We start from the raw sequence: 13,835 nt of genomic DNA on the forward strand, positions 1-13,835 counted from the left end.
TGCGATAAAGGCCGGGTGGACGTCGCCGGTCTCAGGACAGCGGACGTCGTCACCATCGACGTAGACGAACGGGTCATCCTCCGTCTGGAGGAACGCCCGGCCGTCGAGTCGGGGGTCGATCTCGGCCATCGCGATGGTTTCACCATCGCCGTAGTTCTCCTTGAGGCCCCACTTCCAGCGAGCATCTTCGTCGACGTCGGCCTCGGGGTGATCGCGGTCGGCCCAGGGGGCGAACGGCTTCTTGCCGACGTGGCCCATCCACTGCTCGCGCTCGAGCAGTTCGTCGGGCCAGGTGTTCGAGGCGGGGTTCGCGAAGTCCGCGTCTGACCAGTTCGCAAACCGTGTCTCGAGGTCTGGACGCGGCCGTGTTTGCGAACCTCTTAGCCGGTCTCGGGTTCTACTATTTGAGTCTTCGTCCGAATCGGTGGATTCACCGGTGATGATCTCCGCGATCGCAGCGGGTGACTCTCCGAGCGCTCCGGCGACTTCCGGGACCGACGCGTCGGGGTTGGCCTCGAGGTAGCGCTCGACCTGTTCCTCGAGGGACGGTCGGTCGCTCACGCGATCTCACCCCGTGCTGCACCACGGACTCTACGTGAATCGGCTTTTGAGCAGTCGTAACAGAGGTAGTTGTGTGGGTGATCTTCATCGCGACCAATCGCGTACACCTCACGGTCGACCGCAGCGGGGGAGAACATCCCTCCACAGTAGGTGACACCGGGGATGATCTCGACACAGTAGCCGTTGTGCCCGTTGTCGAGGTTGACGACGTAACCGGTCGTCACGACGACCACCCCCAGTCTTCGAACGACGATTGACCGTCGACATCGGGGCGATCGACCTCCTGTTCGCTGTCGATTTCCGGGACGCCCTCAGTTCGCTCTTGACCGACCGGTTCCGGCTCAGTTGCGTAGACGACGCTCTCGGCTTCTTTGTCGAGTTCCGGTCGTTCAGTTATATACTGAACTGTGCCGTCGAGAGCGGGGCCATCGTACGATCGCCCGCTCACGCGAGAGCACCTCCGTTGGCCGTCGCTATCGCGGTATGTGGTGTATTCTTAGCAGTATCGGAAGTAACGGAATCCCCACAAACACCCTGTTGAGAGGGTGTTTTTACGTGGGCATGTAAAGAAACTGATGAGTGCCCGGGGAGGGCTCCGAACCCTCGATCTCCGCATGTCCCAGGTCCGAGGCTCGGCAGAGTCCTCGAGGGACACGGAGGCTTCCAAGGCGAAACCGCACCGAATCTCTGAACCCTATGAGTGCGGCGCTATGTCCAGCTAAGCCACCCGGGCCTATTCTTCCGTAGTGCGGTCTCTTTCTTTAACCTTCTCATTCAACTCGTGCATGCACAGCCCCCGCATGGAATCCGTGACTACCCACGGATTTATCACAGGGCATTGCGAACACCGGAACCATGAGCGTCCCCGGCATCGTACAGTCCACTCTGGATGGCGAAGAGATCGTCACGCGCGTTTCTCTCGGTGGCGACGATGAGCTCTTTGTCACCCCAACGGACTCGATCATCTATCGTGCGGATGGCCTGTTGAGCGACGAATCGGTCGAGGAGTTCCCTCACGACGCTGACCGGCTGACGATCTCGGAAGGCCGTCGAAAAACGCGTTTTTCACTCGAGTACGCCCTCGACGGCACTCGCGAGTTCACGATTCCCTCGGGATCGACGAACGCCGTGCTTACCCCGCTTGTCGCGGGTGTACTGAACGGCAACGGAATCTCGGATGCCGGTGAAGAGGTTATTCAAACCTACCGGTTCAGCGAACTCACACTGATCGTCACCAGCGACCGACTCGTCAAACACATCGGAGAGGCGGTATGGGACGAAGACTTCGAGCAGTACCATTTCGACGATGTTACCAACCTCTCGTTCGAGGACGGCAGCGTCGCAACTCAGATTGTTCTCGAGGTTAACGGCCGCCCGAAACGAATCAAGGCCCCGAACGACGAGGCCGTCGATCTCCGAGAACGCCTCGAGCGAGCGTTGTTCGCCTATCACGGCGTCGATTCGCTTCCACAACTCAACGCCGCGGTCGGTGAAAAAGCGGATCCGGAACCGAGCGAGGATCCGGCAACGGCATTCGGAGAGGGCGTCGACCCGCTCGATGCGAACCCGCCGATGCCGGACGAGACGGATCAGGAGTCACCCGAGCCTGTACGCGAAGAGAGTGCGACTATGGACTCGAGTGCGGCGTCGAACGCGGAGCAGGATCACCAACCGGTCGACGGTCCGAGTTCCGCCCAGGAGGCTGAGAAACAACCCGTCGATCCCCTCGCAGAAAGCTCGTCTCGAGACGAGCCGTCGAACCAACAATCCGACGCGGACGCCACACAGCGGGGATCGGTATCCCGATCGTCCGGGGCCGCAGTGCAAACGGACCGTCCTGCCGAAGGGGACACCGAACGCACTGCCGACGGAACGTCGTCCGCATCCTTTGGCGAGAGCGGATTCAAGTCCGCAACTGCGGGGACCGATCCCGAACTGCTCGAGCGGATCGACGAACTCGAAGCGCAGGTCGCCCGACAGACCGAACTCCTCGAGAGCCAGCAGGAGACGGTCGAACAGTTGATTCAGGAGCTTCGGCAGGGACGATAACAGCCGTCGTTAGCCTGACACGCACAATTTTCGCGACTACTCTCGTCCAGTAACTTTCCGAATACACGAGGAGCCGAACGGACCGATTTCTCCGGCGTCGAGGTTCAGGAAGTAGCCAGTCGAGACGCTCGAGCCACAGCGCTGGCAGTGAAAGTCACCCTCTTTCGTGATCACGTCTTTATCGAAGCTGACGTACTGTCTGCTCTTCGGGCGGATAATTCCGTCTTCGCGTTCGATAATTCCCCGGAGCTCCGCTTCGTCGAGGATCGTTCGAGTGACGGTCGGGTCGTTGGTCACCGTCTCGATTCGATCGACGGCGTCGGCGAGCGATAACGACTCGTGCTCGAGGCGCTCGAGTAAGGCCAACCCACGTTCGACGCGGTCGTCCATCGATGAGTGCTGATCTGCGGAGTAGAATAAACGTTGCGTCCGAACTCGAGAGTCACAAAACCTTCAACGATAGCGTTCGAACGTCGGTTGATGTCATGGATCCCACCGCGTGCAATCGGGGGTGTCCTCCTCGTATGTGGGATCGTTACTGTGGGAGTCCTATTTTCACCCGCAGCGACGGTGTCGTTCCTCGAGTCGGTTGCTGGCGACCCGGTTCAGTTCAGCTTGGTCGTTGCGGGGTTGTATCTGGTCCGCCCGCTCTTTGCTTGGCCAACCACGCCGCTCGCGCTCGTCGTCGGCTACGGGTTCGGCGTGGCACTCGGCGTTCCGATCGCACTGGTGGGAGTGATCGTTACCGTGACGCCAGTTTTCGTCGCGGCTCGATGGTTCGTTTCGGATCCGAACGACTCGTCGTTGGCGGAGCTCCCATTCGGTGGTGCCATCGATCGAACGGCGACCGCCATCTGTCAATATTATCGAACCGCCGGTCAGATTCGCGGGGTCGCGGTCTCGAGACTCGCCCCGATTCCGTCGGATATCTCGACGTGCGCGGCGGCGGTCAGCGGCGTTAGCTATCCGAAGTTCGTCCTCGGGACGGTTCTCGGCGAACTCCCGTGGACGGTCGCCGCGGTCATCGTCGGCTCCTCCGCTGCGACCGTGCGTACGGACGGACTCGGCGAACTGGGCTTGTTCCTCACCGCCGGCTGTCTCATTGCCGTCGTCGTCTTGCTTGCCGGACCAGCCTATCAAACCATCCAATCGCGATCGACGGACGCCCGATAGTCTCCGTTTTCGAGTGTGGCTTCTCGATCGTTTTCGAGGAACGGACGTGTTGGTCGGAAATCCGATGACTGCTTGTCGGAGCGGAATCGACAGTCGTCGAAACTCCAAACGACAATACCATGTATCACGACCCACATTACGGAAGTATGACTGCAGTCGGTATCGACGCCGTCGAGATCTGGACCGGGAATCTCAAACTCGATTTACCTGGTGTATTCGCACCCGAAAAGGGCGAAGACCCCGAAAAATACACCAAGGGACTCGGCCTGAACGCCAGTTCGTTCCCCGATAGCTACGAAGATATCGTCACGATGGGAGCCAACGCGGCTCACCGGTTGATGGAACGCAAGGGCCTCGAGCCCGACGATGTCGGCCGAATCGACGTCGCGACCGAGAGCGCGTTCGACAACTCCAAACCGGTTTCGACGTACATCGCCGGCTGTCTCGAGTCGGTCTTCGAGGGCGACTTCCACCATGCAAACAAGGGCGAGCGGAAGTTCGCCTGTATCGCCGGCACCCAGAGTTTGGACGACGCGTACAACTGGATCCGCGCGGGTCGGAATCGTGGCCGCGGGGCGCTCGTAATCGCGACCGACACGGCGCTGTACGCTCGAGACGACCCCGGTGAAGCGACTCAGGGAGCAGGGGCCGTCGCACTGTACATTACCGAGGACCCGGATCTCGTCACGCTTTCGACCGAACAGGGCTACGGTTCGGCCGACGAGACGGACTTTCTCAAGCCCAACCAGCAGTTCCCGAGCGTCGACGGTAAACGATCGGTGCAGGTCTATCTCGCCCGGATGCGGGAGGCGCTGGTCGATTACCAGAGCGTCGCCGGAGAGATTCACCTCGACGACGTCCGGTTCGTTCCGTTCCACACGCCGTTCCCCGGAATGGTCCGGAAGGCGGCGATGCTGGCCTACCGTCACATCATCCGGGATACGGCCGTCGAAGACGAACTCGCAGACGAAATCGGTCGGCAGCCGCGTCCGGAGGCCTTCGAAACCGACGAGGAGTTCCGCGAGGCCCTCCGGGAGTACATGGACGGCCTCAAAGAGACCGACCGCTACCAGGAGTGGTACGCCGAGACGATCGATCCGACGCTGACAATCGCTCGAGAGGTCGGAAACTGGTACACGGGCTCGGTCCACGTCGCGCGAATCAGTGCGCTCAAACACGCCCTCGAGCAGGGCGAAGACCTCTCCGGCCAGAAGCTGGCTGTCGGTTCCTACGGAAGCGGTGCGCAGGCCGAGATTCACTCCGAAGTCGTTCAGGACGCGTGGAAGGACGAAATCGGTGCGTTAAACGTCGACGAACAGCTCGAAGAGCGGTACGAACTGAGCTGGGACGACTACGAGGAGATACACGACGTTCACAACCACAATATGGACGTCGATGTCGAGTCGCTAACCACCCCGGAGGGCGAATTCGTCTTCGGCGGCTGGGGCCGGATGGGCGAACGAGAGTACGAGTACGTCGAGTAACGTATCAAATCCGACTGCGGCGAGGACTGTTTTCGACGCGACTATCGGTCGATTTTCGATTCAGCACTCGACTGAAAGAGGTGCGTTCATTACCCTCTGTTCGGTAGTAGTTACTAACGTGTTTCGGACTGACCCCTCGGGTGCTCGCGGTCTGAGAACGCAGTTTTTGTCCGTCCGAGACCTTCGCTACCCATGAACGGATTACATGCAACGGGGAGTCCGTACGCCCCCCATACGAACGAAAATCTCGAGTCCATGCTCGAGGCGGTCGGCGTCGAGACCGTCGAGGAACTGTTCGACATTCCGGAGGAGGTACAGTACGACGGCGAGTTTGAAATTAACGCCAGAACTGAACGCGAAACTCGGCAACTGGTCCGTTCGATACTCCAACGGAACGACGATCTGACGGAACTTCTCGGACGAGGTCACTACGGCTACTACATTCCCTCGGCCGTCGATCACTTGGCGGACCGCTCGGAGTTTTTGACCTCCTACACGCAGTACCAGCCCGAGGTCTCGCAGGGGTTCTTGCAGGCGCTGTTCGAGTACCAGTCGTTGCTCGTCGAACTGACCGGCCTCGGGATCGCAAACTGTTCGATGTACGACGCCGCGACCGCACTCGGCGAAGCGGCGACCCTCGCAGAACGGGTTCGTGACAGCTCGGGCCACCGCGTTCTCGTCCCCGATATTCTGCGCGACGGGAGACGGAGCACCCTCGAGAACTACGTCGCGGGAACCGACCTCACCGTCGACCTCTACGCAACCGACGACGGAAACGTCGATCTCGAGGCGCTCGAGCGCGCGGTCGACGAGGAGACCGTCATGATCTACGCCGAAAACCCGACGGTTCGGGGAACGATCGAAGAACGGCTCGAAGAGATCGGTGCAGTCGCAAACGCCGCTGACGCGCTGTTCGTCCTCGGAACCGATCCGATCGCGCTCTCCTTGCTCCAGAAACCGGCCGACATCGGCGCGGACGTCGTCATCGGTGACGCGAGCGTTCTCGGTCTGCCGACGAGTTACGGCATGGGTCTCGGACTGTTCGCGACCCGCGAATCATACCTTCGGCAGGTGCCCGGCCGACTCGTCGGCGTGAGCGAAGACGCGACCGACAGGCGAGCGTTCACGCTGACCTTACAGACACGAGAACAACACATTCGCCGCGAACGCGCAACGAGTAACATCTGTACGAATCAGGCGTGGGTCGCCCTTCGAACGGCCATGCACGCCGCCGAACTCGGTCCCGACGGGATGGTCACACTCGCAAAACGCGGCGTCACTCGAGCGGAGTCCCTGGCCGAGGATGTCGACGCGCTCGTCGGCGTCAAAGCACCTGTCCACAATCGCCGGCACTTCCGCGAGTTCGTCGCTCACGTCGACCAACCGGCACAGCCGATCGCCGCCGATCTGGAGAAACACGGATTCGCGGTCCATGTCGTCGGCGAACACGAGATACAAATCTGCGTCGCCGGCGTTCCCGACGCCAAACTCGATGCGTTCCTCGAGGCCCTAGAGGAGGTGCTTCGATGAGCGACGATCGTCCCGGAAGTACTGACGACGAGGGCAGTCGACCCGAACAATCGCGATACGATCAGGCTCGCTACGTTCGAAACGGTCGATACGAGCCCTTGCTCATCGAGAAGGACAGCACTCGCGTCGAAATCGGCGACGACTCGCCACTTCCCGAGGAGTTGACGCGAGACGACCTCGAGTTACCCGCTCCATCCGAACCCGAACTGGTTCGTCACTACACGCGACTCTCCCAGATGATATACGGCATCGACAGCGGCCCGTACCCGTTGGGATCGTGTACGATGAAGTACAATCCGAAATTCACGGAGGATGTCGCGGCCCTGCCAAGCGGTCTGGTCCATCCGGATCGCTCCGACGAGTCGATTCAGGGGACCCTCGAGGTGCTCGCCCGACTGCAGGAGTACCTCGGTCGAATTGGGGGTATGGACGCCGTTACCCTGCAACCGCCCGCGGGCGCTGCGGGCGAGTTTGTCGGCATCCGCGTCGCGACGGCCTACCACGAACACAACGGCGAGGGGCATCGCGACGAAGTGATCGTTCCCGAGAGCGCTCACGGGACCAACTTCGCAACCGCCGCACTTGGCGGGTACGACGTCGTTTCCCTACCTAGTGACGAAAAGGGACGAGTGAACATAGAGGCGCTCGAGGCCGCACTTTCGGAGAATACCGCGGCGTTGATGCTGACGAACCCGAACACGCTGGGGCTGTTCGAACGCGACATCTCTGAGATCGCCGAGATGGTCCACGACGCCGGTGGCCTGCTCTACTACGACGGGGCGAATCTGAACGCCCTCCTCGGCCGCGCCCGCCCCGGCGATATGGGGTTCGACGTGATGCATTATAACGTCCACAAGACGTTCGCAACACCCCACGGCGGCGGCGGACCAGGTGCTGGACCCGTCGGCGTCGTCGAGGAGCTCGCCCCCTACCTTCCTGAACCCCGCGTTCGCGAATCCGGCGGCGGCTACGAACTGTTCTCTCCCGAGCACTCCATCGGACACGTTCACGGCTATCAGGGTAACTGGCTCGTCCTCCTCAAGGCCTTCGCCTACATCGCCAGACTCGGCGACGAGGGACTCACCGACTCGAGCGCGAAGGCAGTCCTCAACGCGAACTACCTCGCGAGTCAGATCGAGTACGACGTTCCGTACGGCCCCTTCCACCACGAGTTCGTCGCCAGCGCGGGTGATCAGGATGCCGCGGACGTCGCCAAACGGATGCTCGACTACGGCGTCCACCCGCCGACGACGAAGTGGCCCGAGATCGTCCCGGAGGCGCTCATGACCGAACCGACCGAAATCGAGAGCAAGGAAACGCTCGACCAACTGGCCGCCGGCTTCAACGCCGTGGCCAAAGAGGACGACGAGGCGCTCGAGGCCGCACCCGAGCGAACGACCGCGCGTCGAATCGACCAGACCAGCGCGGCTCGGAACCCGCGGCTGTCCTGGCACGCGCTCGAAGAGAAGTAATCGCGTTTTAACTTCGAACTCTTCTGAAGAAGGCGAATTTCAGGCAGTGCCGATCGGAAGCGTCCTTCGCTATCGGATACGGATGACTCGAGAGTTACATCGCTAAACCATCTGTTAACCGTTTAGCAGCAGTCCAAAAATGAAACCGTAACGCACGAAACGAATCGAGAGCTGCCTACTCCCGACCGAACATCTCGCGCATCATCGGGTGCATCTCCATCATCTGCTCTTCTGCGATCTCCTCGTACAGTTTGTACGTAATGGAGACGGCAAGCAGGAGGCCGGTTCCGTCGACCATCCCGATGGTTCCGAGCATGTTCGCCCAGACGGCGAGCAGTCCGACGAGTGCACCGCCGATGACGGTCACTTGCGGGATGTACCGCTCCATGACCTTCTCGATGACGCCGACGTTCTGTCGGAAGCCGGGAATCTGCATCCCGGAGTTTTGGATCTGGCGCGCGGTCGCGTCCGGACCCATGTTGGTCGTCTCGACCCAGAAGATGGCGAAGATCGCGCCACCGATGACCATGAACGAAAGGTCGACGCTGACCCGAATCATGACCATCCACCAGGCCTGATCGACAGTGGCGGTCCACCACATCCAGTCGTCCGGCGAGTAGATTGGCGCGGTGTAGTAGAAGAACCCTGAGACGGGTTCGCTCGCGCCGTCGTAGACGCCGAGTGCGGCTGGCATACCGACCTGACTCTCGAGGATCTGACCCAGGAACTGAATGTTCGCTTGCAACGCACGAACGAGGATCATTGGCAGGACGCTCGCGTAGATGAGCTTCACCGGGAAGCGACCGCGAGCACCCTTGACTCGAGCGTGACTCAGCGGGATCTCGACGCGAACGGACTCGGCGTAGACGACGATCCCGAAGATCAGGAACGTCGTTAGCAGAGCGATGATCTGTCCGCCGTCACTCATCAGCAGGGTGGACAGCCCGTCGCTACTGAAGACCGAGCCGACGACGATATCACCGAAGAGAATCTGATACCAGTTATAGAAGAATCCACCCTGTTCAGGTTGGATAAATCCGGTAACCAGCCGCTGGCTGACCCCCGCAATAATGAAGAGACCGATACCGCTCCCGATCCCCCATTTGCTCACGACCTCGTCCATGTAGAGGATGAGCACGCCGCCGATGAAGATCTGCGCGAACATCAGCAGCTGAATCTCAGTCGTCGAAAACGCAAAGCCGCCGAGTTGAAGCGACTGCTGGGCTGGGAGGAAGTCGCCGGCAAACACCATTGGCAACGCCGTCAATGCCGTCATGATGATGACGAGCAGTTTCTGAAGCCCCTGATAGAGAACCTGGTCTCGTGGGTCGTCCGTGTCGAGACCAAGCAAGTTCGCACCGCCGAGTAGTTGCATGACGATGCTGGCCGTGACGATCGGGCCAATACCCACCTGCAACAGTGAGCCGTGTTCCCCGGCAATGACCGAGCGGAACTGACCGTAGATGTCCTGTCCGCCGGCTGAGCCGAGCAAGTCGATGTTTGTCAAGAAGAAATACAACACGAGAATACCCGCCGTCCACGCCAGCTTCCGCTTGAAGGGAACGTGTCCCTCCGGACGGCGTACTGTCGGCATCCTCGTCAAAACCGGTTCGGCGGCTTCCTTCCATCCCATATGTTATTCCTCGTCGGGTTCGTCGTCGTCGGCTTCGGCTTCCGCAGCTTCTTCGGCGCGTTCGGTGAGGACCGGTTCCCCACCTGCGTCCTCGAGTTTTTCACGGGCGGTGTCGGTAAATGCATCGGCCGTTATCACGAGCGTGTTCCGGACTTGCCCGCTACCGAGGACTTTTACGACATCTGCCTCGTGACCGTCTTCGACGACGTCACGGGCGTCGATCTCGTAACCGTCGCCGGATTCCTCGGCGAGATCGTCGGCGACGTAGAGCGCGACATCCTCGTCGAGCTTCTGAACGTCGATTTCGACGACCTCCTCTCGGATACCCTGTGGTCGTTTGAAGCCGTGTTTGTGCTTCGGTTCGTAGTTGTGGAACTCGTGTTTTGAGCGCCCGGCACGGCCGCGTCCGCCACGGTGGCCGGCTCCACGCCGGTTCTTATGGGAGCCGCCACTGTGCGTTCGCGAGCCGCGTTGGCGTCGTTTTTTACTCGTCATGATTATCGCATCGATTCTAGGAGCTCGTCAATCTCCGTGGTTGTATGTTTTCCGAGTTGGCCACCTTCGATAGCGGCGTGTTTGACGCCGTCGTGACCACCGCGCGGTGGGTGCAATCGAAGCGTCGGCGAGAGACCCTGATCGCGGAGGTTCGTCTCCTCTGCCTCCAGTGCCTCGGCCAGCTCGCTGAAATCACTGTACTCCGTGTTCTCGTCGATCCACTCCTCGTCGACATCGGATTGGCGCCCTTCGAGGGGCTCCGCCCGATTTGCGAGCAGCGTTTCGACGACTTCCAGACTCGGCTCACCGTGGGCGACGAAGTCGTTGACCTTCGTGACCATCCCGCGGTAGGCGTCGGTGTCCGGAATCAGCGTCGCGTGATTGACGCTGTGAATGTTGAGCATCGAGAGCGTGTCGTCGACGTCCGTGTTGCGGTTTACCTCGCCGCGAATCTGCACGATCGCCTTCATCCCTCGACCACCTCGGGTTGACGCGCTTGCGAGGCGTTCTCGAGTGCGTTGTAGGTAGCCTTCGCCAGGTTCACCGTCGTCCGGGTGTTGCCGTGGCTCTTGGTCCAGGCGTTCTCGATTCCGGCGAGCTCGAGGACGGCGTGGACGGTGTCACTCGCTGCCAGTCCCAATCCTTCCGGAGCGGGGATGAGTTCGACCTCGACGGAGCCGGCTTTGCCGGTCGTCTGGTGGGTCAGCGAGTGTGGTCGGTCCGAACGGTCCTCCCACGATCCCGAACCGCGCGGGACCTTGATCATGTTGAGCTTTGCAATACCGATCGCTTTCTGGATGGCAGAGCCGACCTGATCGTCTCGTCCTTCGGCGTAGCCGATGAATCCGTCGCGGTTACCGACGACACAGACACAGCGGAACTTCACCCGCCGTCCGGAGTCGGTCATCCGCTGGACCATATTGATGTCCAGTACCTCGTCGTCCAGTCCGGGAAGGAGCTGGTCGACGATTTCGGGCTCCTTCAGCGGGAGTCCCGTGTTGAGGGCGTCTTGCATCGTCTCGATTTCGCCCTCCTGGACCTTTCGGCCGAGACGGGTGACTGGCTGCCAGCCGTCGTTGTAGTTGTTTCCACTCATTCTAGGATTGCCTCTCGTACGTCATCGAAGTGTTCGGGTAGTTCGGTTGCATCGAACTCGCCGCTGTAGAGTGGTTCGTCCAGGCTCTCAGCGTACTCGGCGATATGTTCGCCGCGAGTTCGTTCCCAGTCCGCGAGCACACTATCGTTGTGTGGAATCTCGAGACCGGCGTCGATTGCACCCTCCTGAACGGCAAACGCCTTGTTACCGGGCGTCGCCGTATTGAGGCCGATATCGAGGACCGCTTCCTCGAGACCGGATTCGACGGCGCGCTGGCCAGCCAGTAGGCCGGTCAGATACGCTGCCGGAATGTTTCCTGTTGGTGCTTCCCAACCGTACTCTGCTAAGTCGCTCGAATGTGCACTTGCGTGCGTTTCGTCGCCTTCTGGGCCGGGGGAGATCAGCTGCGCCGTAGTATGCTTGTTGCTCTTGCGAGCAACGAGGCGGGGCTTGCCCGATTTCAGCAGGCGCAACCTCTGGTGGTAGTCCGTCCGGACCTCGCGGCGACGACGCATTGGCACTTTATATCGTGGTCCTGTCGCCATTATTGGTCACCGTAGTTTTCGTCGATGTAGCTCAACAGGTACCGAACGCTTCGGAACTCGCCACCGCCCGCTTTCTTGTAGAGCTGGCGGTACTGCCTCGGCGTCAGCTCGCCTTTGTCGCGGAGTTCACGGAGCTTTCGGCGCTGTGCGCGAATCTGTTTCGTCCACTGTTCTTTCTCGTTCTGGCGTGCGCCCTTCTTTCCTTTACGCTTGCCCGGGCCGTTTTGGTGGCCGTAGGCACGTTTCTCGTTGCGCTCGCGGGCACGGCCGCGGGAGTTTCCGCTGGCATCTTCTGCCTGAATGGTGCCCTCGTCGACGAGTTCGCGAATTTCGTCTCGCGTAATCGCCTCGGCGATATCCGCCTGGGCGTCGGGGTCGAGCCAGATGCGGTTCTTGCCGACGTCTAGGACGTCGGATGCAAGTCGTTTCTGTGCGGAAAGATCAGTCATTGTTCGTCCTCCACTTCGACTTCGACGTAGGTTGGGTTCAGCACCCGGACGCCGTCGTCTTCGGCGACTTCCTCGATTCGCTCGCGTTTGCGAGCGCCGACCGAGGAGGCGATTCGGACCGCCTGCGTGTCGCCGTCGACACCCTCGAGGTCGTCAGTGTTCTCGACGTAGACCTCTTCGAAGCCGCTGGGGTGTTTTCCACGGACGGCTTTTGGCGTTCGGTAGCCGGCCTGAACCTTCGGACCCTTTCCTTTGACACCCTTGCGTTGCTTCGATAGCTGACCGCGCGGGCGTCGCCAGGATTCGGGGGTCCGCTTTTTCATGTGGTAATCCTGCCGGTTGAACTGCGGTTTGCCTTCGCCGCTTCGCTGGCTCAGCAATCGCTGTTCGGTATCCGAGAGGTCGGGCGTCTTCTCGACGAGACCGCGCGGTTGCAGTTCCGTCTCGACGTCTTCCTCGACAGCTTCGGCGTCTTCGTCTTCGATCTCGGCTTCGGTCTCCTCTGTGACCTCGAGATCGCCGACGTCGGCCTTGATACGGGCGGCGAGTGCATTCCCGACGCCTTCCGTGTCGGCCAGATCGTCCTGAGACGCCTCTTTGACGTCTTCGATGGACTCGAATCCGGCTTCGCGAAGTGCATCGGCCTTGCTTGCGCCGACACCGCTGATACTCTCGAGATCCTCCGGTTCGTCGCTTTCTTCGGCGACTTCCGGCTCGGATTCGGTCTCTACGTCCTCGGTTTCCACGTCACCGTCAGTCTCCGAGGGAGCCTGTTCGTCAGCATCGGATTCGTGTTCGTCTTCTGCCATTTATCAGGCACCTCCGGCTGCTGGTTTTTCGGTGATGTAGACCCCGTCCTGGAAGACGCGGGTATCCTTTCCTTTGACCTTCGTCAGCTGTTCGATATCTGCTGCGGTCTGTCCAACGTCCTCTTTGTTGGGGCCGACGAGGGTGAGTTTTTCACCGTCGACGGAAACGTCGGTATCACCGTGGATAGTCGTTCGTCGCTCTGCCTTTTCGCCAAGGAAGTTCTCGATGACGACGTCGCCGCTTTCCGAGCGGACCTGCATTGGGAAGTGAGAGTAGAAGACTTCCATCTTGTACTCCCAGCCCGTGGTCACGCCGTGGAAGGCGTTTTCGACGTGGCTCTCGAACGTGCCAACGGTCGCGTTCGTTTTCGCGTCCTCGTTGTCGCTTTCGATGACCACGGTGTCGTCTTCGACCTCGACCGTCACGTCAGGATACCAGAGACGCCGCGTAATGGTGCCTTCTGGACCCTCGACTGTCACGTCGAGATGATCAACCTCAGCGGTTACTTCGTCGGGAATTTCCAGTTCAACTCGCATTG

At 60.5% G+C, this 13,835-nt stretch carries 16 protein-coding genes, 1 tRNA gene and 1 pseudogene; 5 read left to right on the forward strand and 13 right to left on the reverse strand.

Features of this window, described 5'->3' with window-relative positions:
- The 4 genes and pseudogenes from QNM96_RS05345 to QNM96_RS05360 form a co-directional block, all read right to left on the reverse strand.
- A pseudogene (locus QNM96_RS05345) lies at positions 1–561 on the reverse strand (hypothetical protein); the annotation flags it as partial.
- On the reverse strand, positions 558–785 hold the full coding sequence (locus tag QNM96_RS05350) for a hypothetical protein (RefSeq protein ID WP_283834993.1): 228 nt from the start codon (positions 783–785) through the stop codon (positions 558–560). The pseudogene QNM96_RS05345 and the gene QNM96_RS05350, both read right to left, overlap by 4 nt.
- Entirely contained in the window at positions 782–1,009 is a 228-nt protein-coding gene (locus tag QNM96_RS05355) for a hypothetical protein (protein ID WP_283834994.1), read from the reverse strand. Before QNM96_RS05355 ends, QNM96_RS05350 begins: the two co-directional genes overlap by 4 nt.
- Positions 1,010–1,141: 132 nt before the next feature.
- A tRNA-Met gene (locus tag QNM96_RS05360) sits at positions 1,142–1,294 on the reverse strand.
- Positions 1,295–1,416: 122 nt separating this feature from the next.
- On the opposite strand from QNM96_RS05360, the gene QNM96_RS05365 reads away from it, so the two are divergent.
- Positions 1,417–2,610: a hypothetical protein gene (locus tag QNM96_RS05365; RefSeq protein WP_283834995.1), complete on the forward strand. Its 1,194-nt coding sequence runs from the start codon at positions 1,417–1,419 to the stop codon at positions 2,608–2,610.
- A 36-nt stretch (positions 2,611–2,646) separates the two neighbouring features.
- Here QNM96_RS05365 and QNM96_RS05370 read toward each other — a convergent pair whose 3' ends face one another.
- The gene (locus QNM96_RS05370) at positions 2,647–3,000 is read right to left on the reverse strand and encodes a DUF5830 family protein (protein WP_283834996.1); all 354 of its coding nucleotides are present in this window, start codon (positions 2,998–3,000) and stop codon (positions 2,647–2,649) included.
- Positions 3,001–3,090: 90 nt separating this feature from the next.
- Here QNM96_RS05370 and QNM96_RS05375 point away from each other — a divergent pair, with 90 nt between their 5' ends.
- The 4 genes from QNM96_RS05375 (at position 3,091) to gcvPB (ending at position 8,269) form a co-directional block, all read left to right on the forward strand.
- Positions 3,091–3,783 (forward strand): VTT domain-containing protein, encoded by a 693-nt coding sequence (locus tag QNM96_RS05375; RefSeq protein ID WP_283834997.1) that lies wholly within the window; start codon positions 3,091–3,093, stop codon positions 3,781–3,783.
- A 146-nt stretch (positions 3,784–3,929) separates the two neighbouring features.
- On the forward strand, positions 3,930–5,267 hold the full coding sequence (gene hmgB, locus QNM96_RS05380) for a hydroxymethylglutaryl-CoA synthase (protein WP_283834998.1): 1,338 nt from the start codon (positions 3,930–3,932) through the stop codon (positions 5,265–5,267).
- Positions 5,268–5,459: 192 nt separating this feature from the next.
- Positions 5,460–6,797, forward strand: coding sequence for an aminomethyl-transferring glycine dehydrogenase subunit GcvPA (gene gcvPA, locus QNM96_RS05385; RefSeq protein WP_283834999.1), 1,338 nt, complete (start codon positions 5,460–5,462; stop codon positions 6,795–6,797).
- Positions 6,794–8,269: an aminomethyl-transferring glycine dehydrogenase subunit GcvPB gene (gene gcvPB / locus QNM96_RS05390; protein WP_283835000.1), complete on the forward strand. Its 1,476-nt coding sequence runs from the start codon at positions 6,794–6,796 to the stop codon at positions 8,267–8,269. Before gcvPA ends, gcvPB begins: the two co-directional genes overlap by 4 nt.
- A gap of 175 nt (positions 8,270–8,444) precedes the next feature.
- Here gcvPB and secY read toward each other — a convergent pair whose 3' ends face one another.
- The 8 genes from secY to QNM96_RS05430 are packed head-to-tail and all read right to left on the reverse strand — an operon-like array spanning position 8,445 to position 13,833.
- Positions 8,445–9,902: a preprotein translocase subunit SecY gene (gene secY / locus QNM96_RS05395; RefSeq protein WP_283835001.1), complete on the reverse strand. Its 1,458-nt coding sequence runs from the start codon at positions 9,900–9,902 to the stop codon at positions 8,445–8,447.
- Between the two features lie 3 nt (positions 9,903–9,905).
- Positions 9,906–10,397: an uL15m family ribosomal protein gene (locus QNM96_RS05400; protein ID WP_283835002.1), complete on the reverse strand. Its 492-nt coding sequence runs from the start codon at positions 10,395–10,397 to the stop codon at positions 9,906–9,908.
- A gap of 2 nt (positions 10,398–10,399) precedes the next feature.
- Positions 10,400–10,867 (reverse strand): 50S ribosomal protein L30, encoded by a 468-nt coding sequence (rpmD, locus tag QNM96_RS05405; RefSeq protein WP_283835003.1) that lies wholly within the window; start codon positions 10,865–10,867, stop codon positions 10,400–10,402.
- On the reverse strand, positions 10,864–11,493 hold the full coding sequence (locus tag QNM96_RS05410; protein WP_283835004.1) for a 30S ribosomal protein S5: 630 nt from the start codon (positions 11,491–11,493) through the stop codon (positions 10,864–10,866). The genes rpmD and QNM96_RS05410 overlap by 4 nt, the downstream gene beginning before the upstream one ends.
- Positions 11,490–12,038, reverse strand: a complete 549-nt coding sequence (locus QNM96_RS05415; RefSeq protein WP_283835005.1) for a 50S ribosomal protein L18 — start codon at positions 12,036–12,038, stop codon at positions 11,490–11,492. Before QNM96_RS05415 ends, QNM96_RS05410 begins: the two co-directional genes overlap by 4 nt.
- A complete protein-coding gene (locus QNM96_RS05420) occupies positions 12,038–12,487 on the reverse strand; it encodes a 50S ribosomal protein L19e (protein ID WP_283835006.1) in 450 nt (149 codons plus the stop codon). Before QNM96_RS05420 ends, QNM96_RS05415 begins: the two co-directional genes overlap by 1 nt.
- A complete protein-coding gene (locus QNM96_RS05425; protein WP_283835007.1) occupies positions 12,484–13,296 on the reverse strand; it encodes a 50S ribosomal protein L32e in 813 nt (270 codons plus the stop codon). Before QNM96_RS05425 ends, QNM96_RS05420 begins: the two co-directional genes overlap by 4 nt.
- A gap of 3 nt (positions 13,297–13,299) precedes the next feature.
- On the reverse strand, positions 13,300–13,833 hold the full coding sequence (locus QNM96_RS05430; RefSeq protein WP_283835008.1) for a 50S ribosomal protein L6: 534 nt from the start codon (positions 13,831–13,833) through the stop codon (positions 13,300–13,302).
- Between the last annotated feature and the right edge of the window lie 2 nt (positions 13,834–13,835).

The sequence above is a fragment of the Halostagnicola sp. A-GB9-2 genome, from assembly GCF_030068615.1.
In the GTDB taxonomy this organism is placed as follows: Archaea; Halobacteriota; Halobacteria; order Halobacteriales; family Natrialbaceae; genus Halostagnicola.

Excerpts from the sequence above, each read along its gene's own strand:
- QNM96_RS05365 (WP_283834995.1), top strand. The coding sequence starts at position 1,417 with ATGAGCGTCCCCGGCATCGTACAGTCCACTCTGGATGGCGAAGAGATC.
- QNM96_RS05370 (WP_283834996.1), bottom strand. The coding sequence starts at position 3,000 with ATGGACGACCGCGTCGAACGTGGGTTGGCCTTACTCGAGCGCCTCGAG.
- QNM96_RS05375 (WP_283834997.1), top strand. The coding sequence starts at position 3,091 with ATGTCATGGATCCCACCGCGTGCAATCGGGGGTGTCCTCCTCGTATGT.
- hmgB (WP_283834998.1), top strand. The coding sequence starts at position 3,930 with ATGACTGCAGTCGGTATCGACGCCGTCGAGATCTGGACCGGGAATCTC.
- gcvPA (WP_283834999.1), top strand. The coding sequence starts at position 5,460 with ATGAACGGATTACATGCAACGGGGAGTCCGTACGCCCCCCATACGAAC.
- gcvPB (WP_283835000.1), top strand. The coding sequence starts at position 6,794 with ATGAGCGACGATCGTCCCGGAAGTACTGACGACGAGGGCAGTCGACCC.
- secY (WP_283835001.1), bottom strand. The coding sequence starts at position 9,902 with ATGGGATGGAAGGAAGCCGCCGAACCGGTTTTGACGAGGATGCCGACA.
- QNM96_RS05400 (WP_283835002.1), bottom strand. The coding sequence starts at position 10,397 with ATGACGAGTAAAAAACGACGCCAACGCGGCTCGCGAACGCACAGTGGC.
- rpmD (WP_283835003.1), bottom strand. The coding sequence starts at position 10,867 with ATGAAGGCGATCGTGCAGATTCGCGGCGAGGTAAACCGCAACACGGAC.
- QNM96_RS05410 (WP_283835004.1), bottom strand. The coding sequence starts at position 11,493 with ATGAGTGGAAACAACTACAACGACGGCTGGCAGCCAGTCACCCGTCTC.
- QNM96_RS05415 (WP_283835005.1), bottom strand. The coding sequence starts at position 12,038 with ATGGCGACAGGACCACGATATAAAGTGCCAATGCGTCGTCGCCGCGAG.
- QNM96_RS05420 (WP_283835006.1), bottom strand. The coding sequence starts at position 12,487 with ATGACTGATCTTTCCGCACAGAAACGACTTGCATCCGACGTCCTAGAC.
- QNM96_RS05425 (WP_283835007.1), bottom strand. The coding sequence starts at position 13,296 with ATGGCAGAAGACGAACACGAATCCGATGCTGACGAACAGGCTCCCTCG.
- QNM96_RS05430 (WP_283835008.1), bottom strand. The coding sequence starts at position 13,833 with ATGCGAGTTGAACTGGAAATTCCCGACGAAGTAACCGCTGAGGTTGAT.